General features: G+C 47.9%; 21 protein-coding genes and 1 pseudogene. 17 read left to right on the top strand and 5 right to left on the bottom strand.

Going from position 1 to position 22,006, the window contains the following annotated elements:
• Nucleotides 1–82: 82 nt before the first annotated feature.
• The 5 genes and pseudogenes from QWZ07_RS00375 to QWZ07_RS00355 form a co-directional block, all read right to left on the bottom strand.
• Nucleotides 83–874, bottom strand: coding sequence for a hypothetical protein (locus QWZ07_RS00375; protein ID WP_192854697.1), 792 nt, complete (start codon nt 872–874; stop codon nt 83–85).
• On the bottom strand, nt 871–1,389 hold the full coding sequence (locus QWZ07_RS00370; RefSeq protein ID WP_225998624.1) for a hypothetical protein: 519 nt from the start codon (nt 1,387–1,389) through the stop codon (nt 871–873). The genes QWZ07_RS00375 and QWZ07_RS00370 overlap by 4 nt, the downstream gene beginning before the upstream one ends.
• Nucleotides 1,390–1,533: 144 nt before the next feature.
• Nucleotides 1,534–1,971 (bottom strand): IS200/IS605 family transposase, encoded by a 438-nt coding sequence (gene tnpA / locus QWZ07_RS00365; protein ID WP_192854770.1) that lies wholly within the window; start codon nt 1,969–1,971, stop codon nt 1,534–1,536.
• A gap of 114 nt (nt 1,972–2,085) precedes the next feature.
• Nucleotides 2,086–3,054, bottom strand: a pseudogene (locus tag QWZ07_RS00360) (NAD(P)-binding protein); the annotation flags it as partial.
• 441 nt (nt 3,055–3,495) lie between these two features.
• The gene (locus QWZ07_RS00355) at nt 3,496–4,152 is read right to left on the bottom strand and encodes a hypothetical protein (protein WP_192854428.1); all 657 of its coding nucleotides are present in this window, start codon (nt 4,150–4,152) and stop codon (nt 3,496–3,498) included.
• Between the two features lie 889 nt (nt 4,153–5,041).
• Between QWZ07_RS00355 and QWZ07_RS00350 the strand changes: the two genes are divergently transcribed.
• The 17 genes from QWZ07_RS00350 (at nt 5,042) to QWZ07_RS00270 (ending at nt 21,981) form a co-directional block, all read left to right on the top strand.
• Nucleotides 5,042–5,413, top strand: coding sequence for a hypothetical protein (locus QWZ07_RS00350; protein WP_192854426.1), 372 nt, complete (start codon nt 5,042–5,044; stop codon nt 5,411–5,413).
• A gap of 174 nt (nt 5,414–5,587) precedes the next feature.
• Nucleotides 5,588–5,890: a type IV conjugative transfer system pilin TraA gene (locus QWZ07_RS00345; RefSeq protein WP_132960179.1), complete on the top strand. Its 303-nt coding sequence runs from the start codon at nt 5,588–5,590 to the stop codon at nt 5,888–5,890.
• A 41-nt stretch (nt 5,891–5,931) separates the two neighbouring features.
• Nucleotides 5,932–6,237, top strand: a complete 306-nt coding sequence (traL, locus tag QWZ07_RS00340) for a type IV conjugative transfer system protein TraL (protein WP_016800278.1) — start codon at nt 5,932–5,934, stop codon at nt 6,235–6,237.
• Complete coding sequence (gene traE / locus QWZ07_RS00335; protein WP_048663622.1) at nt 6,237–6,797, top strand: type IV conjugative transfer system protein TraE; 561 nt, start codon at nt 6,237–6,239, stop codon at nt 6,795–6,797. The genes traL and traE overlap by 1 nt, the downstream gene beginning before the upstream one ends.
• On the top strand, nt 6,794–7,516 hold the full coding sequence (gene traK, locus QWZ07_RS00330) for a type-F conjugative transfer system secretin TraK (RefSeq protein ID WP_192854424.1): 723 nt from the start codon (nt 6,794–6,796) through the stop codon (nt 7,514–7,516). The genes traE and traK overlap by 4 nt, the downstream gene beginning before the upstream one ends.
• On the top strand, nt 7,516–8,922 hold the full coding sequence (locus QWZ07_RS00325; protein ID WP_192854423.1) for a TraB/TrbI/VirB10 family type IV secretion system protein: 1,407 nt from the start codon (nt 7,516–7,518) through the stop codon (nt 8,920–8,922). The genes traK and QWZ07_RS00325 overlap by 1 nt, the downstream gene beginning before the upstream one ends.
• Before the next feature lie 10 nt (nt 8,923–8,932).
• A complete protein-coding gene (gene traV / locus QWZ07_RS00320; protein ID WP_192854421.1) occupies nt 8,933–9,313 on the top strand; it encodes a type IV conjugative transfer system lipoprotein TraV in 381 nt (126 codons plus the stop codon).
• A gap of 4 nt (nt 9,314–9,317) precedes the next feature.
• The gene (gene traC, locus QWZ07_RS00315) at nt 9,318–11,861 is read left to right on the top strand and encodes a type IV secretion system protein TraC (protein WP_192854419.1); all 2,544 of its coding nucleotides are present in this window, start codon (nt 9,318–9,320) and stop codon (nt 11,859–11,861) included.
• Complete coding sequence (locus QWZ07_RS00310) at nt 11,858–12,205, top strand: TrbI F-type domain-containing protein (protein WP_048663628.1); 348 nt, start codon at nt 11,858–11,860, stop codon at nt 12,203–12,205. The genes traC and QWZ07_RS00310 overlap by 4 nt, the downstream gene beginning before the upstream one ends.
• 4 nt (nt 12,206–12,209) lie before the next feature.
• Nucleotides 12,210–12,935 (top strand): type-F conjugative transfer system protein TraW, encoded by a 726-nt coding sequence (gene traW, locus QWZ07_RS00305; RefSeq protein WP_102333071.1) that lies wholly within the window; start codon nt 12,210–12,212, stop codon nt 12,933–12,935.
• Between the two features lie 32 nt (nt 12,936–12,967).
• The gene (traU, locus tag QWZ07_RS00300) at nt 12,968–13,948 is read left to right on the top strand and encodes a conjugal transfer pilus assembly protein TraU (RefSeq protein WP_390227546.1); all 981 of its coding nucleotides are present in this window, start codon (nt 12,968–12,970) and stop codon (nt 13,946–13,948) included.
• An 11-nt stretch (nt 13,949–13,959) separates the two neighbouring features.
• Nucleotides 13,960–14,643 (top strand): type-F conjugative transfer system pilin assembly protein TrbC, encoded by a 684-nt coding sequence (gene trbC / locus QWZ07_RS00295; RefSeq protein WP_192854416.1) that lies wholly within the window; start codon nt 13,960–13,962, stop codon nt 14,641–14,643.
• Nucleotides 14,640–16,400 (top strand): type-F conjugative transfer system mating-pair stabilization protein TraN, encoded by a 1,761-nt coding sequence (traN, locus tag QWZ07_RS00290; protein ID WP_192854415.1) that lies wholly within the window; start codon nt 14,640–14,642, stop codon nt 16,398–16,400. The genes trbC and traN overlap by 4 nt, the downstream gene beginning before the upstream one ends.
• Nucleotides 16,401–16,643: 243 nt before the next feature.
• Nucleotides 16,644–17,453: a type-F conjugative transfer system pilin assembly protein TraF gene (gene traF, locus QWZ07_RS00285; protein WP_225998589.1), complete on the top strand. Its 810-nt coding sequence runs from the start codon at nt 16,644–16,646 to the stop codon at nt 17,451–17,453.
• 15 nt (nt 17,454–17,468) lie between these two features.
• Nucleotides 17,469–17,906 carry a conjugal transfer protein TraF gene (traF, locus tag QWZ07_RS00280; RefSeq protein WP_192854413.1) on the top strand — a complete coding sequence of 146 codons (438 nt, stop codon included), beginning with the start codon at nt 17,469–17,471 and terminating at the stop codon, nt 17,904–17,906.
• The gene (locus QWZ07_RS00275; protein WP_192854412.1) at nt 17,903–19,264 is read left to right on the top strand and encodes a conjugal transfer protein TraH; all 1,362 of its coding nucleotides are present in this window, start codon (nt 17,903–17,905) and stop codon (nt 19,262–19,264) included. The genes traF (QWZ07_RS00280) and QWZ07_RS00275 overlap by 4 nt, the downstream gene beginning before the upstream one ends.
• Before the next feature lie 11 nt (nt 19,265–19,275).
• Nucleotides 19,276–21,981, top strand: a complete 2,706-nt coding sequence (locus tag QWZ07_RS00270) for a conjugal transfer protein TraG N-terminal domain-containing protein (RefSeq protein ID WP_192854410.1) — start codon at nt 19,276–19,278, stop codon at nt 21,979–21,981.
• The last annotated feature ends 25 nt before the right edge of the window (nt 21,982–22,006 follow it).

Raw genomic sequence — 22,006 nt, 5'->3', positions numbered from 1 at the left:
CATCAAAGTCTTGATGTTTCACGAAAGAAAGATGTTTAATGCGGATTCTATTTTGGTCAAATAAGGCACCAGTACGTTCAACCTATAGGATAAAAAGACTGAGATAGGTGCTCGTCACCAAGACCAGAAATAGCTTAGAAAGAGCGGTTCGAATAGCAAGACCTTGAATAAATTGATTCAAATGATTCGAAGTTGCGAAACTACGTCCTCCCCAATCGATACTTTTTAGGTTAACGCACAAACTAAGGAAAAGAAGATGACTGGCCGTTACGATGCGAGCATGGAAAAAGTCATCGGCTCCAATCGCAATCAAAAATGAGGCTAAATGGCCAATAATCAATGTCAACTTGGGTAAGACAGCACGATACTCCACCAACAAAAGTTGTATCAACCAAACACCATAAATAACACTTAACTGCCAAGGTATCGCCTTGCCAACTAATAATAGTTTTCCCTCACCAAGTAGGCTCGTTTGCTCACCAGAGCACATCCAATGCGCGATCGTCGCTGCAAGCACCACCGAAATAAGCATCGAGAGATACGCTTTTTTTTTGAACTGCACCAAGATAAAACCAACGGATTGGAGAACAAAAAACACCATCAACCCTTTATCAAAGTCCGTTAGGCTGAGCCACTGGCTCACCGCGAGAAAACACAACAAGTTAAACCCCGTCTCTAAGCACAGGATACGCTTTATCTCGCCCGCATTTTCAACAGGTTGAGTCAACGGCCAAAACAGCAAAGGCAGCACTAATGTGAGCATTAACGCAAACCAAATCGAGCTCTGTACAAGCCAATAAAAACCATAGCCATACACACCACACAGAGTTAAGAATAAACCGGAGGATAAGGGAGAATACAAGGCAGATTTCATGCATTTTGCTCCTTATAGCAGGCCGCGCGCTCGGCTAGATCCATCATACACAGGTTGGCTGTTTCAATGCATCGCTCTAATGTCACAGGCACTCGCCAAGTTTGTCTCGGGTCCGACAAATATTCCCCGCTTAAGAAAACGTTCGAGAAGTTTTGCACAGTGGTCGTCAGTGTATTCTGAGAGGTCGGCTGAGTTAACGCGTGTTGCAGAACCCAATGGCGAGCCTGTCCTCGTTCATTAATAACGGCATCGCCATAAAAGTGATCGGCATATAAGGTTTTTAACTCTTCTGGCGTGACCATTTTCGCACCGAGGCCCACCCTAAATCCTTGGTAAGCAGGGTGCTCTAATAAGTCTAATCGCCCAAGAACTTGATACAATAGTTCATCTCTCACTTGCTCTTCAGTGCAGGACAGCATCGGTTTTTGGTAGAGGAGACCTCGAGCTTTATCGAGTGCCGTTGCCGTCACCGACAGGCACGTTGTCTCCCCTTTTGAGTGAGAGCGAGTAGTCACGTGATAGCTCAATCCCCAAGGAGAATCGAGTACCAAACCAACTGTCCTGCCCTTCAATGCGTCAGGTCTTCGAGAAAAAAAAATATCCGCCTTCTTAGAAGGCGGTTTTGCTTTATAACCCCCTAGAAGGGGGCGTCCACGCTATCAGTTCTTCAATAACTGCAGTTGTTGTTCATACTCTATGTCCTGTTTATCTTGGTGTCGGACATATCGTCGAATGACTTCTTCATTCACACCGACCGTATCTACAAAATACCCTCTAGCCCAAAAGTGATTTCCCCATAGTTTCTTACGTATATGTGGAAATTTATTGAAAAGTCTAATTGCTGTCCGGCCCTTTAAAACTCCTAACAAACTCGAGATCGACAACTTGGGAGGAATAATGACAACAAGATGAACATGATCTGGTTGAACATTTAACTCTAAAACCTCGCAGTCTTTCATATTGCACAAAATATAAATTGAACGATAAAGCTCCTTTCCAACCTTATCTTTCAAAATCTTATATCTATACTTTGGAGTCCAAACTATATGGTATTTGCAACGCCAATAGACATGTGATGAACTTCTGTAATCGCCCATGTGGTTGTTTCCTCTTACTTGTGGTGAATAAGAGGTTACTTCTAACATGGGCACTTCTTCAGGCTATAGCCTAGAGGAACAATCACCACCGCCCTAGGCGGTGGTTTTGAGGAGCCAATAAAACTGAAACCCGTGGCTCAGTACGAATTCATAACTCAACGCAGAGCTTACCTCTGAAAGTAGAGACTGGGTCACGTGAGCTGGGAGTGCCAACACGTAAAAATCGGCCTGAGCGGAACGTTCACCTTGCAAAAGTACGCCATCTATACGAGTTCGAGCTTTATTGGGATAAAGAGATTTCACTTTATGACCAAGGTGAAATTGAACACCTTGCTTTTGTAGGTAATGAGTCAGTGGGGAGATAAGTGCATCGCTAATCGGCTCCCTCGTCCCCAAACTGTACGCTTCGGGGGCTAAACCGTGCAACTCTCCCACTTTATTATTGAGCAAATCCAACACCGCCAAGGCTGGTGTATTGTCGGTGGCTCCAATCCAACCTAATAATACCGGTCGGAGGAAAGCTGCCAGTCGCGGCCTGGAGTCATAGGAGAAAAAGTCACTCACAGAAACACCAAGTAAGGCCTCCGTTGTGTAAGGCTTTTGTAATTGTTGCTTAAACCAGAGCGTATCCGTCAATGATACTTGAGCGTAAATCATTGAATAAGCGGATTTTGCATCATCCCATAGCTTTTCCAAGCGGGTAAAGTAGCCGCGTTGAAACTGCATTGTCTTGTTACTTTGTGCCCACGAAAACTGGACGAGCTCCTGAGGGTAAAGCGAATCCAAACAACTTCCAGAGCCCGAAGGGATCTCTTTCAGAAAATTAATCAAATTATGATTTTTCGCAAAAAACTGCCGATGAGTGAGTTCGTGAACCGCACCGCTCTCATCGACCGTTCCGATACACTTACCTCCGGTGAAGAGCTCTTTGTCGTAAACGGCAACATCAAAGCCGTGTTTGACACAATTATGAGCCATTGCTAAGCCAGAAATACCCGCCCCGAAAATGGCAACTTTGGAACGTAAAGGAGTCGTGTTGTCACAAGCGATGACTCCCGTTTCTTTAATGACATCACAAGTCATACGGCCTCCTCTAAGTAATCTAATGCTTGCGATGTTGGGGGAAGGATGCCGTCTTTAGACTGAACAATAAAGCCGGTAATGCCGGTCACAAAGCCAATAACACTTTTCATTTAAATTTTGTCCATTGTTAATTTTGGGAACATTCCCAAGGTGAAGGTTACCTCAAATTAGAATAAGCAACAATATGCATTTCAGCTAATTCTTTAAGAAGGTGGCTTGTAGTGATTTGTATGATGAGTAATCAATTAAGTTATCTAAGGCTTTATTTAGTGCCGTCTCTCTACGGAGCATTGACCTAAGATTGAGACAGGCTTATATCAACTCTAACAAACATTAATCATGAAAAAACCAGCAGCGATTACTACTGGCTTACTAATTAAACTCAACCTCTTTTAGAAGAAGCTGTTACTTGTTTTTCTAATGTTGATTCAATGCCATTGATTAAATTGAATCAAATCTAACAAGGCGCTCGCTGTAAGATAAATCAGCAGGAGTATGATTGAGCTCCACGGTAATATTTCCTGAGAGCTCTCCGTCAGCTTTGTAGACAGGGCAAGAGGCAATATCTGACAAGTAAGACTCTTCCATTGGGGTACTAAAGTAGTAGACCTTTTGTAGGTTACATTCGCCCACTTTCATCCCCAAATATTCCACTTGCGAACGCTGACGATAATAATGCGGGCTAATATCAAGCAGGTATTCAGGGGTATGGGTAGAGATTTCGCTGGTGTAGCTCTCATTGAACTCTCTCCCTGGGATAAAGTTTCCGTTCTCTACACTGTAAAGCACGTTGAGGTGCCAATAGATTAGCTCAGATTCGTCACTTATTGAATTCCCCGGTTTTGAATAAACACACAAAACCTGGCTATGCGGAATGTTTAAACCTTGATTGAATTGAAGGTCGCTGACGAGAGTCTTGATACCACAACGATGTAACGTAAAACCATTTTGCCTCATCGATTCGGTAACTTGGTTAGTTGATTGGTATTTGAGGTAGACCCCCTCAGGTGAATTACTGGTGATAATGTTACTTTCATTAGCATAAGTAAGCGAACTTAAACAGGCCGTTACAGACACTAAAAGTGTTTTTCTTTTCATTACTTTATATCCTTTATGATTGGCGGAAGAAAAATAACCCATAAAGGAAAAATGAAACAGAGCTCATATATTAATTTATAACCCAAACCCCGCGATCAATTGATCTCGCGAATGCTTAAATTTTCATTCACTTGTAGCGTCATTCTGTGAAACTGGGTCATGGAGCGGTAATCAGATAAGATACGTTCACTTCCAGCCCAAACTTCTTCACTAAAAAACCAACTAAAAGCAATACAAACTATTGCTCAATAACCATACCTTTATTATCACTGGTGGTTGATAAATAAGAGATAAGTCGATGGACGTAGCTGCTCAGGTAATAGGTTCTTAATTTAGTTCAACTGCATTACGTAACAAAGCCACTCCATTAAGCAGCAATTACGTTTTGGTTATAGCTCACTTATGCTGAGCTATAACGATATGTCGAAAAACAAGTCCATTGTGCGCTTCTTACATATTCAAACATTGCCGTCCTCATTTATGTTGATTCATACTGACTACGTTGATATCGCAGTCTTTGAGATCAAAGTCGAAAAACACATTCGTCGGCTTTTGGTTCCATCTGCATACCAACACCCGCATCACCGTAAGAGTGGCTGCCTTCACTATTGCAAAAAGCGCCGCAGATGGGCGCAGGCCTGCGTAATATGCCTAAAAAGTTCAGGAGCCTTACCTGGGGCGACGTCCAAGGCTGTTTTTCGACTCAATTAAGCATGCTTGTTAAGTGGTTCAACAGAGTTACTTGGGAATACCAGACACCACACCCTTTGGGTGTGCGTATTCTACTACAAGAATGCACAAGCCAGTTTGTAGCACGGCTCTTGAGAGAGAGCCCATTGTTTTGTTCTTTTAAAAGAGCAAAACAATGTCCTTAAAAGGAGTTTAAATAATGCAAATTGTATACGGATATTGTCGTGAAGATGAGGCGGGGAGTTTATTGGACCGCTTTGTTGAACAAGGGGATTTTGTCAGCTTCAAAGAACTGGGCTCGGTCGGGCGTGAATACATTGCATTTGCTGCTTTGTTACCTTTTACTGACCGCCTCCCCTTTCCTTTCTATTGGAAAGGTGTTCATTTCGTTTCGGTTCAAAAACACACCCAATCAGTCCGTCAACTCACGCCACCACCATCAAAGAATGCTCGCAAAAAACATTATCGTAAACTCAAGAATACGATCATGACCCCTCAAAATTGGAAACAACACGTCAGTCGCAATCGCGGTTTGAAGTATGTAAACGCTTCCTTGTTGCCTTTAATGTAATCGAGAAGAACCATGGGGCTCAACGGCAACACCTTCACTCATGCGGCCCAAAGCATTCCCCAAAATATGGGGAACTAACAACGTCCATTTTTCAACCCACCAGATGCACGACACCCCTTTTGATAAAGGCGGTGCGATGTCGTGCCTCTTTTATTTACATTTAAAGGTAACCACATGAAAGATAAAACCTCACGCTTCAACCTTCCTCTTACGTATTGGCGTCACTTTTGTACGCTCATGGCCGTCTACTTTGCCTGTGCGTCACCCGCTTACGCTGATGACCTTTTTGCCAGTGGTAAAGATACCGTGACCAACACGGTCGGAACGGGGTCTTCTGGCGAGTTCTACATTCTGGTGGCAGGCCTGATTGGCGGCATCATCGTTGGCATCATGCAAAAGAACTGGGTGGGTGGCATCATCGGCTTTTTCGTTGGCGTGGTGTTCTGGGAAGTCGGTAAAGGGTTTGTAGGCTTATAAACCACACAAGGAGAGCGCGAAACTATTCGCCTTATTTCACCATGGATCATCAAGACAAACAAACCCTCTTCGCTTTTCCAAACTACTTACAAACCGACGTCAAAATAGTCGGATTTCCAATCGATGAAATACTCCCTTCTATCTTGTTGTTTTTGATGTTGTTCAACATCAATCGGTTGGTCGCGGTCGCCGTGTGTATCGGATTTTTCCTCACCATTCGCAGCTTAAAAGTCCGACACGGCCCCAAATTCATCATTCACTTCATCCACTGGTATGGGGATGACACAGCGAATAAAACCATTTTTAAACGCACGCCCCCCGCCACAAAAAAATATTGGATTTACTGATGCTCAATGAACATAACGGCGAGGCGCTTAAAGCGGCTCGCTTTATCAATTACGTCCTCACCGCGGTGGTGTTGATCACCGCCTTAGGAACCGCTGGGTTGAGTTTTGCTTTATTAAGTCAAAACCAAGCGGAAAAGCGCACCTTCGTGCCACCTCATATCGACCGAGCGTTTACGATCTCAAGCGATGCGGTTGATGAAGCGTATCTTTCTATGATGGCCGATTGGTGGATACACCTAAAATTTAATGTCACGCCCTCTAACGTTAAACGTCAATTCAACTTACTCATTACCTACGTGCCGCCTAAATACTGGAGCGGCTTACAAGACAAGTTAATGCGAGAAGCCGAATTTATCATCGAGAACGACGTCACCAGTTTTTTTGAAGTTGACACACTGTCTATCAATCTCAATGAAATGAAAATACGGGTCAGAGGCACACTCAACAAAACCATCGCCGGGCGCACACTCGACCCTGAGCCCGTGACGTATCTACTCCAAGCCAATTATTCAAGTGGCTTGATTGAACTTCACACCATCGCTAAAGAGATACCGTTATGAAAATACGCTTGATTTATGCTTTTGTTGGTTTGTTGTTACCCATCATAAGCCACGCCCATACGATTGACGCAAAGACCTACTATTTTGAGCAAAATGACACCATTGTGTTGCCCTTATCCTCGGTCAACACCAATCGTTTAGTGGTGAAAGACGACAAGATAGTAAACCTTCATTGCCCTAGAGGATTTTGTCTCGCTAAAGCCAATCAACGAGACCAATCAGGCTCTATTACCGTCAAACTCAACATCGCCTTGCCTTTTACCGCGCACGTCACCACAGAAAAAGGCCAAAATTTCTCGCTTTTTATTAATCCTAAAGCCGTCCCTGCGGTGGTCAGCGAGTTCATTTCGCTTCGCTCTACTGAAGAGAAAAGTGTCTTTGAAAAAGACCTCGAATACCCTTTGGCCTTGGGGCAACTCTCCAAACAAATGATACATTGGCAGCGCTCCAAGACGCCTATCCCAGGGTTTCGTGTCCATCCGATTGACCCAGAGACACTCCCTAAAGACACGTCACCACTGGCCATTATTCCGCAAACCCTGTTTGTCGGTCGCCCTTTCTCAGGGCTTATTTATCAAGTTAAAAATCAATCCAGTGACACCGTGACACTGACCGAAGCGCAATTTTACAGTTACGCCAGCCGGAGCGCCTCGCTTGATCGTTATACCTTGGTCCCAGGTGAATCCACCCATCTGTACATCATCACAGGAGGACACTAATGAGACGATTTAAACAGTGGCTTTTAAGAGAGTCGGACTTAGAGGATGGAGTCAATGCCAATAAGCAAAGTAAGCAACGCAACCAAATACTCAGCTTATTGACCGTTGCGCTCTTGGTCGCGGTTTTTTTTGCATTTAAAGCCTTTAAACAACCTCGCTCCTCGCTTGATATTGCGCAAGAGGTCGTTGAGTCAGCCCCCAATTTTGGGGAAATCATTACTGATGATTTTACCGACAAAGACAACCGCTCAGCCTTGACCTTACAAGGTCAAGACATTGAAGACGTCAAAGAGAAGATGGAAAACCTCAATCGAGACGTCGAGCGTTTGATAATGAGCAATGAAAATACGCTCGCACAAATGAAAAAAGAGAACGAAACCTTACGCGATGAAATACGCAATAATCAAGAAGCGCACCGCACCGTCGCCTTGCCATCAACCCCAGCGTCAGCCTCGAAGGAAGCCAGTCACCTGACCGTCATGGGAGATCCGGCGCCATTTGGTTCGCGCCCTCTTCCTCCCAAACCTTTGCCCTCTTACGCCACCAATGATCTGCAAAAAGAGAGCTTTCAATACAGCAACGCCGATAAGGCCTCGTTTGATGACCAAGGACAAGCGTTTGACTCGTTTGATTTTTTTTGGACAGCCTCTTCAGAGTCAGCCTACCAACGCACCGTTGACAATTACGTCCCGTCGGGCACCTTTGTGACCGCCAAAATCACCGGTGGCGCGGATGCCAATGCCGGAGCATTCGGCCAAAGTGATACCGCCCCCATCGTGTTTCAAACCGTGCATGAAGGCGTGTTGCCCAATGGAGAAAAGAGCCACCTCAAAGACTGCACCATCATTGGAAGCGTGTACGGAGACCTCTCTTCGAGTCGTGGCGTGGCCCGCACTCACACCCTCAGCTGCATTCGAGACGGTCGCATTTTAGACATTCCTGTACAAGGCACTGTCTTTAACTTTGGTCGCAATGGCATCCGTGGTACTTCGATTTTACGTAACGGCAAAATCGTCCAAATGGCGGGGATCTCAGGCATCTTAACCGGACTGGGAGAGGCGGGAGCGGGATTGGCCAGCACCACCTCGACCTCAGCGCTGGGCTCAACGTCCAGCATCAACAGCGAAGATGTGGGATTAAGTTTATTGGGCAACGCCACCTCAGAAGTAGGGAGCAAGCTTTCGGATTACTACATTGCCTTAGCCGAGTTATACCACCCCTTCATCGAAATCAATCCAGGGGGCATCGTGAATATCGTCTTTACGAAAGGGTTCCCTCTCGATGATGAGGAGGCGATCAAACGCTATGTTGCTCGTCAGGAAAAAGAGCAAGCAAAACCGGACACCCTTTTAGAAACCATCACTCTCAACCCTCTTGCGGCAGAAGTTAACCAACAATTAAATTAAGGTCCGCTTTATGACTATCAAGCTTTTCACCGCGCTGCTTGTCAGCGCCCTCGCCGGCTGCTCGGCGGGCTTTCAAGACGAATTCAGCTGCCAAAAAATCGGCGGGACACCCGGCTGCGCCAGCATGGATGACATTCGCAACATCTCGACCCACCCAACAACCCAACAAGTCGTCGAGGCTAACGTCCTGGCTTCCCACCCTTTTGCCTTACTGCCAAGACGCACGCGTGAAGGCCACCCGATTCGAACCCAAGACACGGTTAGGAAGGTGGTGGTTTTTCCCTTTACTTCGGATGACACCACCACTTACCTCGACACAATGGATATTTACATTGTGTTAGACGAGTCTACCTGGACAGGTCGTCCTGTTCAGGCTATCAAAAAGGATTAACGTCATGGGCGTATCAAAAGATTTAAAGGGTTTTTATCAAGAAGCCAAACGTGAATATAACCACCTGCATTCTGAACTGCCTTACCGGACTTTTGATGCGCAGGACGGCCTCTTTCATAACAAAAAAGGCGTAGGATTTGGATTCAAATTAAGCGTCTTAGCGGGGGCGAATGACGATATGGTGGAGGCGTTTAACCGTCTCATCATGGATTTACCGACTGGCCACAAATGGGACTACCATGTTTCCATGATGGGCCACAACCACGTGAGTCATTTGATTGAGCAAAATGCCGCGTTGAAATCCGCTCGTGCGGGGATTTGCAGTGAATTAGCAAAACAAGAAGCCGATTACGCCAACTTTGCGGCTCACCACGGCTTTTTTCATCGTCAGAAGCATTACTTTGACATCAAAGATTACAGCGCGTGGTTGTTTGTCTCCAGTACCGACGATATTGACCAGGTGTTGGATTGCAAAGAGGCGCTCACCACGTCTTTATCCCAAATTGGACTGGAGCTCACGCCGCTTACCCCCGAAGGCTTAATCAACTACGTCGAAGGGATTCTCAATTTTGACCCCACACAAACCGCCCCTCGTGAATCTGACTACGCCCCCGAAGCGTTGATTTACAAACAAGTCCTCTCTCCTGATACCGAGTTTTTAACGCGCCGACATTACACCGACGTTCGCTTTAGTAACCGCCAACATCAAACGGTGACCTCGCGGATCATTTCCTTGGGCTTACGCAGTACGCCTCGCACTTTCCGCCTGTACGCCTTGCCCGATTGTTTTGCGTCCTTAAAGAGCGTGGCCAAAAATGTGCAATGTCCACACCTCATGACCCTCAATTTTCGCCATCAAGAATCGGGCAGTTTTGCGACCAAAAATGGCGGACGCATTGGAGAGCTAGAAGAAACGCTCAAGTCCCCGATGGCATTTTTCTTCCCTCAAGCGAAGAAAGAGCAGAGCGAACGCGAGCAAATTCGAGATGAAATGTCGGATGGCATCAACAGCATGGCATACATGCACCTGACGCTGACGTTATTTACCAACAAAAAATCCGAGCGGCTGCACCGCACTACGGCCATTAACGCCTTTCGCTCTGGCGGGCTTGATTTACAAACCGTCTCGATGCTGCAAGGCCAAGCACTCATGACGACCTTACCGTTCATGATGACCGATGGGTTTTGGGCCGATTGCGACCGTGCTGGACGCATTCAAACCGTAAAAACCGGCAATGTGGCCAACCTCTTGCCTCTAGTGATGGACGTAAAGAATTTCAGTGGCGGTATGATGCTGCCCACCATGCGCCAACAAGCCTTTTGGTTTAATCCGTTTAATTGTGGTTCAGATAACTACAACATCGCCCTGACCGGAGGCTCCGGGGCAGGAAAATCCTTCTTTGTGCAAAAGCTCGCCGAAACCCTCTTTGCCATGAACGGTAAAATCTGGGCGTTAGACAAAGGAAAGAGCTTTAAAAAGCTCACCTTGATGCTTGGCGGACACTACATGACGGCTGAGAAGATTTACCTCAATCCATTTACTCACCTGGAACGCATTGCTATGGGGGATGACTATACCGATGAGAAAGGCGAACAGGTCAACCCTCTTAAGGAAACGCTGCACACCATCACCGGACTCTTTGCGACCATGGCCTGCCCCACGCATGAAATGGGGGATTTTGAAAAATCGGTTCTCGGGGATTGCATCATTACCGCTTGGCAGGCACACAAAAGCGAGACGTTGGTTGACCATGTGCAAGAAGCGCTGTTTGCGGCAGCCGAAAAACAAGGCGGTGATCGCCGCCTTTCTGATATCGCCATGCAACTGAATAAATACCGCTCAGAGGGGATCTACGGGGACACCTTCAATAAACCGTCCATGCTGGATCCCAATGTCCACTTTACCACCATTGAACTGGACGGATTTCCCTCGGACATCATGCGACCGGTGATTTTTGCGCTGATGTCGAGCATTACTCAGCAGATGTACCTGTCTGGCTCTCGTTCAACGCCGAAGATGTGCATCATTGAAGAGGCGTGGTCTCTGATGGCGGGCTCTAATGCACAGGCGCAAGAATTCATCAACACCGGTTACCGCACCGCCCGAAAATTTGGGGGATCGTTCTGCACCGTGACGCAAGGGATTGAGGATTTTTACAGCACACCCGAAGCGCTCGCCGCGTTCAATAACTCCGATATTCATATCACTCTGCGTCAAGGCAGTGGATTGACAAAATTCATCAAAGACAACCCTTCACACTTTTCGCCCTATGAGCAGTTTGTCATCAAGAGCTTTGAAAAGTCCTCCATCGCCGGTTACAGCTCTGTCATGCTAAAAACCGGGGATGTGACCACCTTTCATCGCTTGTTTGCCGACCCCTTTACCCGAGCATGCCTTTCAACAGAGCCGCATGAGTTTGAATACTGTGAAAACTTGATGAACCAAGGCCTATCACTGATGCAAGCAGTCAATCAAACCGCCGAGCATTTTTACGGAAAGGAAATTGAGACCTTTAATACCCTCATCTATGGCAAGGAGGCCAAATGAAATCCATCCGTCACCCACGTCTTATCTATGCCTTGTTGGCTATAGCGTTAATGATGTTCACCCTGATAGCCATCAAGCTCAATACAGCGCCTCAAATCGTGGTCTTCGATCTCGAACAAACGTTATCGCAATATCAAGACCAACTCATTGAAGCCAACCTCGACGATCAAGAGCACAGCGCGCAACTGGCGACCTTTGATACGGATCTCAGGCGACTCTTGAAAGAATACGCGCAAGTGCACCACCTCGTGATCTTCGTGCCAGGCGCGCTCATCAGCGGCGCGCCAGATAGAACCACTGAGATCCAACATTACGTTATCGAGGCGCTTAAAAAGGAGTCATGAGCTTATGATTGTTCCCAGTCATTCATCCCTCACACCCACCGCCCTCTTAAAAGTGGTCAGTGTCACTTTACTGACCATCGCCCCCACCGCGCTTGGCCAACAGTTTGGGCGTCAAGGTGAACTGTTTCCTATTGCAGAAGTGGACATGTTGCAATGGATCAACAACCGATTGACACACTTAGAAGCCACGGGAGAAACCGCAAAGATGCAACAACAGTTTGTGGAGAGCGTAGAAAATAGCGTGCGAAGGCCCACTCCCGTAAAAGGGTTGACCACCACCACCGCGCCCAACACCTTTTACATCGATCCATCATTAAAGCTGGCCACCGATATCAAAGATGCACAAGGCAACCTCCTTTATGCCAAAGGCGTCATCATCAACCCCTTTGATACTGACACTTGGCCAGTCGACATTCCCAAACAATCATTCGATTACTCGCATGTGATTGTCTTTCTTGATGGGGACGACCCAAGACAGCGCGCTTGGGCCAAACAATACCGCGCAGATAAGCCGATAAAATGGACCCTCACCAACGGCAGTCCAGAAGACGTCGCCAAGGAGTTTGACGCCCGAATTTATTTTGACCAACAAGGTCACTACAGCCGTCAATTTCAAATCTCACACATTCCCTCTCTGATTGAACAAGATGGGGCGCGGTGGAAAATCACAGAGATCGATGTGACGCCGTTCACCACAGCCATGAACAAGAGTGAGACGGAAATAAAATAAGGAGAAAGACCTTGAGAACCCATGGGTTATTACTGTTTAGTTTGTTCCTATTTCCTTGGCAAACCCAAGCTCAATCCGCCGCTTGCACGGGGCATTTCTTAAATCCATTGTCTGACATTTGCTGGGACTGCCTATTTCCTATGACACTGGGCAGCGTGCCTCTCATTAGCTCGACATACCCTGACACCACCAATCCAAGTCTGCCTATTTCCTATTGTCCTAAGCCCCCGCCCATTTTTATGCAAATTGGCTTAAACATTGGGTATTGGGAGCCGTATTCCTTAGTGGACGTGACGCGAGCCCCTTATTGCATGGTCAACATGGGGATGCAGTTGAGTAATGACAATAGCCAACAAATAGGAGGCTCGCAGCACGACTCAAGCAGCAAAACCAGCGGCAATGCTTTCTATCACGTGCATTGGTACAAATATCCGGTGATTTATTGGCTACAACTGATGCAGTCGGCGGCCTGCATGGCCACGGATAATTTCGATGTGGCCTACCTCACCGAACTTGATCCCTTTTGGGATGATGATGAGATGTCGTTCATTCTTAACCCCGAGGCGATTTTATTCGGTCACCCCATCACGCAGCTCTCTTGTATCACCGAAGCCATGGCGACCACCACGGGGCGCGTTTTGCCTTTTGATGCACTTTTTTGGTGTTTAGGCTCACAAGGCAGCGTCTACCCATTAACCGGTAACAGCGCTTATTCTCATACCGGTCCTCAAGTTGGCACTCTAATGTTAGAGCGTTTTAATTTTAAAATGCACAGGCAAGGCATTGTATGGGAGACCTGGGGCGAGGATGGTGCGGTCTGTTATCAGTGGCCAGAGCCTATCTTACCGAAAAGTCGTTATCGCTATCAATTGTCGGCGCCGATTGGTGATGCCGCTCATTGTTATCCCTACGGCACAACGTCATCACTTTGGGAGCAAGGCAAAGATAACCCAACCACCGGCGGTAACTTCGGTTTTGTGAACTGGCGAAAACGTAACTGCGTATTTTTATAAGGAAAAAGACAATGTTATTTAACCCACGAGCCTCATGGCTGTTACTGATTCTGCTCACGAGCCCTCTGGCATTGGCCGAGACGGGTTACTCGCAAGAAGAACTCAAAGCCCTTGCCAAGCAAGAGCAAAGTATTGCAGCGCCAGCCCATCAAAGTGAACTGGCCCTCCTGCTAGAACGGAGTCAAAAACATAAGCAAGAAGCCCTGTCGATGAATCAACACCTCGATAACGCGTTGCAAGACTCGCCACTGGCGAGTGTTCTTGGGATGCCTCAAGTCAACCCAAACAAAGAGGCGCAAGGTGTGATGGTGTTTGTCTCACTTTCCATGCCAGATACCGCGCTCAAACAGCTACTCAAACAAAGTCAGCAATATCAGGTGCCTCTCGTGATACGTGGGGTACTGCCAGAAGGCATGGTCCCAACAGCCTCTCGAATACTGAGTTTGTTAGAAGCGAGCGACGAAGTAGCTATTGAGGGCGGTTTTGCCATCAGTCCACAGTGGTTTCGTCAATTTAAAATCACCCACGTCCCCGTGTTTGTGGCCATTGGCGACGCGTGCAATGAAGCGTATTGCCCACAAAGTGATTACGACATGGTTCACGGCAACCTTTCCCTACCCAACGCCTTAACGATTTTAAGCCAAGGCGATGTAGGACACATCGCCAAACAAGTGCTCAATAGGAGTTCCCCTTGAATACGCCCCTTTCACTCCCTTTTGTCTTGCTCTCTTTCAGCACCGCTCTCTTCCTCTCCCTTGATACCCTGGCCGACTCTCAAGAAAACACGTTTTACGACAACGTGGAATGGGCGAAAAACGCCCCAAATGAGGCTTACAACCCCTCAGAGATGACGCTTAACCTGTCCGACTTCTGCAGCGACAATAATCCAGGGTGTGAAAGCCAAATCCGACAGCCTGATGAAGCGGGGATGACTGACGCACAAATCACAAACCAATCCACGTTGGAGTTTGGCAGCAACGAACACGCTCAAGCGATACAAGAGGGGTTTGACAATAATAGTGCCACCATTAACCCCAATGATGACACGTATCGATTCGCCACCCTTGGCATCGATAATGCCTATGAGATCAGCCATGGTCAGTCTAATCAATACGTGGATTGTGACAACGCCACGCAGTGCGTCATCGATAACATCGCAAAGCAATGTCACCGGCCGACTCACAACCCAGTACCGTGTGAAAAAGTCCCCGTCGCCTCCGTGAGCCTCAGTGAAGTACTCTACCGCTGTCCATCCGGCTGGACACAGCAAGGGGAGGATTGCCAACGTCCCCTCCCACAATGCCGATACAATAATAAACATTATGTGAGTCAAACGGGAGGTGATGGCATTTTTTCATCGTCACGAACCACGTATTTATGGGGCGGGAAGCGAGTCTCTCCCAATCAAGGCTACACGCTTGGCGAGTTAAAACAGACCTATCACGTTAATTGGCAAGGGAGCGAACGCTGGGATAAACGCTACGAGATTTGTCGACCCACCACACAAACGAAAAAAGCCACGCTAAGCTGCTCAAACGGGTTCACCTTATCTGGTGGGAACTGCATTAAAAACACCATAACCTGGCGAACACAATGCAGCCTGATGAACTCGTGCAATGTCACTAATCAGCAATGCATTGAAGGTCGAGCCACTCGCACCATTAATGGCATTCCGACCACGCTTGATTGCTGGAAGTATCGGGTTGACCACCAATGCACTCGACCCAATACGTGCAACGCCCTGCCCGCCGATTGCACCACGACGTCAACCCATTGCAGCCTCCAGCAAAACGGTGTGTGCATTGAGGAAAAAATCAAAAAGTATTGCCCACAACGGCGCTGCAGCGCCACCCAATTAACCTGTGGAGAAGAGAGCTTTTGTCTGGATGGCGATTGCTTTGAAGCGATGGAGACCACTTCAAACCGCTTTAATGAAAACACCTCGGCATTAGCCGCGCTCGCAGAAGCCGCTGACGGTATTGGCGATCCACCAATGATATTTGCAGGACAAGGTATGAAATGCACAGACGCGGCTTTTGGTTTTGCCGACTGTTGTAAAGACGGCGGATGGGGCACCGACTTGGGTGTCGCTCAATGCAACGATGAAGAGAAGGCACTCGGTCAAGCCAAAGAGCAAGGCATTACGATAGCCCTTGGCAGTTATTGCTCCAAAAAGATCTTGGGCGCGTGTACCCGGAAAAAGAAGACCTACTGCGTCTTTGATAGCAAGTTGGCGCGCATCATCCAAGAGCAAGGCTCGAAAGGCCAACTTGGGATCAGTCTGGGAACCGCCAAACACCCCATTTGCGGCGCCCTTACTCCCGAGCAGCTTCAAGACATAGATTTTGAACGACTCGACTTTTCGGACTTTTATGACGACATGCACAGCAACACCAACCTGCCTTCGGCCTCAGAAATCCAAGAGCGATTACAAAGCGCCTATCGCCATTAACTTAATCTATGATGAGGATATAATATGGACTCCCTCCTACTCCCTTTACTTGTGGGCACCCTATCGACAACCGGGTTTGCTACCACCCTGATCCGCCATCTTCTGTTCAAACGACAACTCCATCAGCTCAAGCAAGAAATGATGAAGCACCAACAAAAACACGGCAACGATGAAGCACTTTGGACATTATTTCACACGCGCACCCATAAGATGCTGAGTTTCTGGCAAGAATGAGGTCACACCATGAAGGACTTATCCACAAAAACGGTGAACAACTCAATTAACCGATTAACAATCAAGTCCCTACCGTTGATGTTGTTGTCTGTGTTTGCCTTTCATAGTTTCGCCAATGAGCCCCCCAAAGGCTGGCGCTGGTATAACGAGGCCAAAGCGCCGAAAGCCCCTCCCAAAGAGGAGGAGCGCCTCCCCCCCAATCGCGTGTCTACTGTGATGAGCGCCACCGAGCAGATGCAATGGTTCCACCGTACATTTGAGGAAGCGTTAAACGATGCCACGATTAACCCAACCAATGAAGAGAAAAATCTAAAATTGATGAAGCTGAAAAAATTCATCGATGGCAAAACCACTCAAACGGGCATGACCTTCAAAAAGCTCATCAACGAACACCCCGAATACTCGTACACCAAAGACCGCCCCACAGAGCAAGCCGCAAGAGCGACGTACTATCAAGGTATCCAGCTCAAAAACGAAGCCACTGTGCGTCAATTAGTGCAAGAAGGTTGGGGCCTCTACTTCATCTACGAGGGGCAAGACGCCTTATCTCAAACTCTGGCGCCCTCCATCCAAGACTTTGCCCACCGATACCACATCGAACTGGTGGGGATCAGCAAAGACGGTCAGACCTTTGAGGCGATTGATGAAAACCGTATTGATAAGACAGGGCGAGTACAGGTGCGCTACACACCGGCTTTAATGCTGGCCAATGTTCACACCAAAGCGCTCAGACCCCTCGCCTACGGCTTCATTTCACAAAAAGACTTGCTCTCTCGCTTTCATAACGTCGCGACCGATTATCAAGACAGCGACTTTTAAATTAAGGTGCCCCTTATGAACGTTTTCCTTCGCACGTTATTGTTGAGTGCGCTGATGATGCTCGCCTCAACCTCATTCGCTCAAGCGCAACCTCTACCAGTGATGACAGGTCAATACGCCTTGGTGTTCTTCCATTTTAGTCAATGCCCTGAGTGTCACCACTTTGCTCCGACCATGAAACGACTCGAGCAAACTACCCAATTGCCTGTGTACGATTTCTCCTTTGACGGACAGCCCATACCCGGTTACACCACGCCGATCCCGACCACTTCTGACATCACCGCCGCGTTTTTTGGTGAGCTCAAACACGCCATTACGCCCGCCACGTTCTTAATCAACGTCAGCAACGGTAAGTACGTGCGTTTGAGTGAAGGCAATGTTCCGTACCCCGCGCTACTTAATAGCTACCAAGCCTTGCGCGCCGATGTGACCATCATGGAGAGTTTACAATGACGCGACCTACCCTCCTGGCTCTCTTAATGAGTCTTTCATGTTCACTTCATGCCGGCGGGCTGGGCGACGCCATGGACAACTTTTGGGATGACAGCAGCTTTAACAGCAACATCACGAACCCAAGTGCCTATCAAGGCCAATCCGCCACTTACTATAATGCGGGCAGCTTGTTTGCTCGCACCAACATCAAAAACATTCAATTGGCCGCCATCACCCTGCCTTCTGTCAGCGCAGGATGCGGTGGCATTGATGCCTTTATGGGCGGTTTTTCTCACATTAATTCGGACCAACTGGTGTCTTTTGGTAAAGCCGTCATTGCCAACGCCGTGCCCTTCGCGGTGGATTTAGCGCTGCAAACTTGGGCGCCGAGCATCAAAGAGAATCGGGACAAACTGCAGGCGATTGCTGACCAATTCCTCACCACCTCGATGAACTCTTGCCAAGTAGCACAATCGGCGGTCTCAGGTTTAGCGGCCTTTACCGATGGGGAAGCCAAGCGCCATGCCTGCGCCACACTTGGCACGCAAAGTAATGCCTTTTCTGACTGGTTAGAAGCGCAACACGAATGTCGCCACGTCAGTACCAATCAGAGCATGCTGGCCGGCAACACCGATGACGCCACTGCGCACGCAGTGAAAGTGAACTTAAATGTGGTGTGGGATGCGCTCATGAAAAGCGCTTACCTTCAAGACAATCAAGAGGTCGCCGAGTTTATCGTAAGCCTCACTGGCACCGTCATTTACGACGCGCAGGGGACGCCAAGCTACATTCCGGCGATGTTAGTGGGTAACGACACCGCCATTAACGCCCTTTTGACCGGAGGGGATTTGGAGGTGTATCGATGCGAAAACACCGAGACCTGCCTTTCGATGAGCCTAAGCGCCATCCGCTTAAGTGAAAGCCAAGCCTTTAACGCCAAAGTACGCCACACCGTCGATACGCTCTACGCCCACTTACAATCTGACCAACCTATCACCGACTCAGAGAAAAGCTTTGTTGAACTCAGTGACATTCCTATCTTGGCGATGCTCATTGATGATGCGCACCTCAACCTGCAACCAGAAAGCCATTTATACGCTCAAAATATTGCCGCCGATCTCTTGCATGCCTATCTCAATAACATGCTGATGATCGTCAATCAATCCATGACCAACCTCGCTTCGGTGAACCCAACCGACGTCAATCACACTCTCGAAGGCATCAACCGTGCAAGAGATTACTTACAAACCCTTCGAGACCGTCACAAAACGAAATTGAACGCGTACTTAGCCCTCACTGAACGCCTAAAACGCAAACGAAAGCTCCTTAGCCAATCGGCCAGTGACGCTACCTTATCGAACCTCACCTTTGGCCATTAAAGGAGATCCCCATGACCTTAGACTTTTATCTCTATGGCGCAGGCCCTCAATTACAACGAGCCTTGAACGCTGTCGCCACTTTTTTTACCACCAACACCTTTGGCTCGTTAATCGAAATCGCCTTACTACTGGCTTTTATCATCAGTGCCACTCTGTTTTTTGTGTCTCGAGACGCGAAACATGTGATGCGTTTTATGTTCATTTACTTGGCTATCCCCACTTTTCTTATCAGCATGAAAGCCACCGTCCATATCAATGACGCGCAAAATCCCATGCGCATTTATTACGTGAATAACGTGCCTTACATCGTCGCGATACCCGGTTGGGCGGCCACCACGTTCATGCACGGCTTAACCGAAGGCATTGAAATCGTCTTTAGCAGTACAGAGGATGAAAGCTACAGCTCCTCAGGCATGGTGTTTGGTTCGAATTTATACACGTTGCTTCGTAGCGCCAACGCCGAAACCATTGACCTGCAACGCTATTGGAAAGACTTTTATCACAACTGCATCGTCGGAGACATTCGAATTAACAAAAAATACACCATGCAAAACATCCTGCAAGCACCGGATTTACTCGGTTTTCTCGCCACAAAATCGATGTCCCCCATTCGTGGACTCTATAACCCCCAGGGTCAATACAGAACCTGCCGCGACGCTTTTCCTGAACTCACTCAACAATTTGATGAAGAGGCCAATCAAACCATGAATAAACTGGGCGCGTATATCTTGGGACGAGAGAGCAACATCCAATCAACGTTCTTAAGAAACGCCATCGAGAACAGTCACCAAGATTTAATTGGGGTCAGTAATAGCGCGGTCGATATTTTAAAACAGAACATGGTCATCAACATGACGCGATGGAACATCGAAAACACGCACCGAGGTATCGCGGCCAACTACGCCTACACCGCCAACCAAATGCAAACCACCACCATGTGGGCCAACATTGGGCTGCAAGCCAAAGAGTTCATTCCAATGATGCACTCAATCGGGGTCATTTTGTTTGTCTGCTTTGGGGCGATCATTGCCATCATCGCCTTGCTGCCACATATGGCGCTGCCTGTCCTTAAAAACTACGTGGGCAGTTTTTTCTATCTGGCCACTTGGCCGATGATATTCACCATCCTCAACGCAATCATGATGTGGTTCTTAGAAGGGGCGACCCAGGGCGCGACACAAGGATTACGCGGCATCACCCTCTCGAACATGAGCGGCATTGATTACGTCAACACGCGTTACGCCGCCATCACCGGTTACTTGATGATGTCCACCCCCGCGATTGCTTTGGCGTTAACCAAAGGAGCCGCGGCCATGATGAGCAGTTTAAACTACCAACTGGCGGGAATGATAAACCAAACCAATGCCCGCACGTCAGCCGCGGCCTCAAGCGGTGACATCAGCCACGGTAATACGCAACTGCAGACCCACACGTTTAACAACGTCAATGGCAATAAGTTTGATACGTCGACATTGCTGAAACAACACGGCAGTACCACGCAAAGCGAAGACGGTATGCTTTCAACGCAATACGGTGATACAACCGTGTATGACACTAGCCCTACCGCGTCGAATTTCCAGTGGAACGTCGCCAGCTCTAGTCAATACAGCGAAGCGGTGCAAGACTTGCACACTCAAGCTCAATCCAACCTCTCGACGCAACAAGCGGCCTTGTCGCAAAGCACACAAAGTGGCTCTCAATTGCTGGCCGATTGGAAAGAGAATTATTCGTCAACCCAAGGTTACGGTTTAACCCATGGACACGGTGCAACTGCAGCGGCTTCAAAAGGCTTAGAGCAGGTCAACTCCGCCACTGAGCAAGTCAGTGCAGCAACCGGATGGAGTCATGAGAAAGCGAATGCCTTCTTACACTCAGCGTACGGCGGTTATGACGTGAACGCTGGACTGTCAAGCGGCGCTCTCGGTGGTGCTATAGGATTTAATGGAAGTGTGAACGCGTCCACGGGACAAAAATGGACCCAGGAAGACCGCGAAACGCTCAGCAGCATGAGCAACGAACAACAAAGCCAAATACAAGCCGCCATCGAATCCTACCGCTCTGGTGCCAACCAAACCATTGAGGCGAGCAACCGCCTCACGGCCGATGAACGTAATACGGAGATGGGCACTTACGCCACTGGCTTTACGGCGAACTTTAGTGAGACACAAGGCTTAATAACGTCCACGACACAATCTCAACAAGAGGTCGATACGCTCAGTCAAGTCAACAGCCAAGAGCAACGTCATATGGCCAGCCTGACTGAGAAACTGGAAATACCATTCCAAGATTTTGTGGAGGAGAAATATCAATCTGAAGTAGGCCGAGCAGAGCAGATTCTTACCGGTAGTAATGATAAATCACGCCAAGCCCGCGCTGATGAATGGGAAAAATTTAAAACAACCGACACGTTTAAAGATTTTGTGCTCGCCAGCGTCCCCACTCAAGAAGAGCACGAACGTACCTTTAATCCTGAGCCGACCCAATCCGAGTGGCAAACAATGGTGGGCGAACAATACAAAGGTAAGGCTCTAGGCAACACCAGCCAAACGGTGATTGAGCAGCATGAGCAACGCGGCGGCACTGAGCGTTATTACACCCCCGACAACCACTCGCAAATCGTGCAGGAGACACGTGAACAATTTGAGAGTACCAGTAACCGTGTTGAGCCACCATCAACCTTACAACCAACACAGAAGGAGGAGCAAACCCGCTCTTAACCTATAAATAATGATTAATTATTGA

This window comes from Vibrio lentus, assembly GCF_030409755.1.
Lineage (GTDB): Bacteria > Pseudomonadota > Gammaproteobacteria > Enterobacterales > Vibrionaceae > Vibrio > Vibrio lentus.
Note: the sequence above shows the minus strand (reverse complement) of the source record. Positions and strands in the feature narration are given on the sequence as shown.

Bases quoted from the DNA above. Each gene is read 5' to 3' on its own strand.
- QWZ07_RS00275 (WP_192854412.1), top strand. From the start codon at position 17,903: ATGACGCGACCTACCCTCCTGGCTCTCTTAATGAGTCTTTCATGTTCA.
- traF (WP_225998589.1), top strand. From the start codon at position 16,644: ATGAAGGACTTATCCACAAAAACGGTGAACAACTCAATTAACCGATTA.
- traW (WP_102333071.1), top strand. From the start codon at position 12,210: ATGATTGTTCCCAGTCATTCATCCCTCACACCCACCGCCCTCTTAAAA.
- QWZ07_RS00350 (WP_192854426.1), top strand. From the start codon at position 5,042: ATGCAAATTGTATACGGATATTGTCGTGAAGATGAGGCGGGGAGTTTA.
- tnpA (WP_192854770.1), bottom strand. From the start codon at position 1,971: ATGGGCGATTACAGAAGTTCATCACATGTCTATTGGCGTTGCAAATAC.
- QWZ07_RS00325 (WP_192854423.1), top strand. From the start codon at position 7,516: ATGAGACGATTTAAACAGTGGCTTTTAAGAGAGTCGGACTTAGAGGAT.
- traV (WP_192854421.1), top strand. From the start codon at position 8,933: ATGACTATCAAGCTTTTCACCGCGCTGCTTGTCAGCGCCCTCGCCGGC.
- QWZ07_RS00345 (WP_132960179.1), top strand. From the start codon at position 5,588: ATGAAAGATAAAACCTCACGCTTCAACCTTCCTCTTACGTATTGGCGT.
- trbC (WP_192854416.1), top strand. From the start codon at position 13,960: ATGTTATTTAACCCACGAGCCTCATGGCTGTTACTGATTCTGCTCACG.
- QWZ07_RS00270 (WP_192854410.1), top strand. From the start codon at position 19,276: ATGACCTTAGACTTTTATCTCTATGGCGCAGGCCCTCAATTACAACGA.
- traE (WP_048663622.1), top strand. From the start codon at position 6,237: ATGCTCAATGAACATAACGGCGAGGCGCTTAAAGCGGCTCGCTTTATC.
- traK (WP_192854424.1), top strand. From the start codon at position 6,794: ATGAAAATACGCTTGATTTATGCTTTTGTTGGTTTGTTGTTACCCATC.
- QWZ07_RS00310 (WP_048663628.1), top strand. From the start codon at position 11,858: ATGAAATCCATCCGTCACCCACGTCTTATCTATGCCTTGTTGGCTATA.
- QWZ07_RS00355 (WP_192854428.1), bottom strand. From the start codon at position 4,152: ATGAAAAGAAAAACACTTTTAGTGTCTGTAACGGCCTGTTTAAGTTCG.
- traF (WP_192854413.1), top strand. From the start codon at position 17,469: ATGAACGTTTTCCTTCGCACGTTATTGTTGAGTGCGCTGATGATGCTC.
- traC (WP_192854419.1), top strand. From the start codon at position 9,318: ATGGGCGTATCAAAAGATTTAAAGGGTTTTTATCAAGAAGCCAAACGT.
- QWZ07_RS00375 (WP_192854697.1), bottom strand. From the start codon at position 874: ATGAAATCTGCCTTGTATTCTCCCTTATCCTCCGGTTTATTCTTAACT.
- traL (WP_016800278.1), top strand. From the start codon at position 5,932: ATGGATCATCAAGACAAACAAACCCTCTTCGCTTTTCCAAACTACTTA.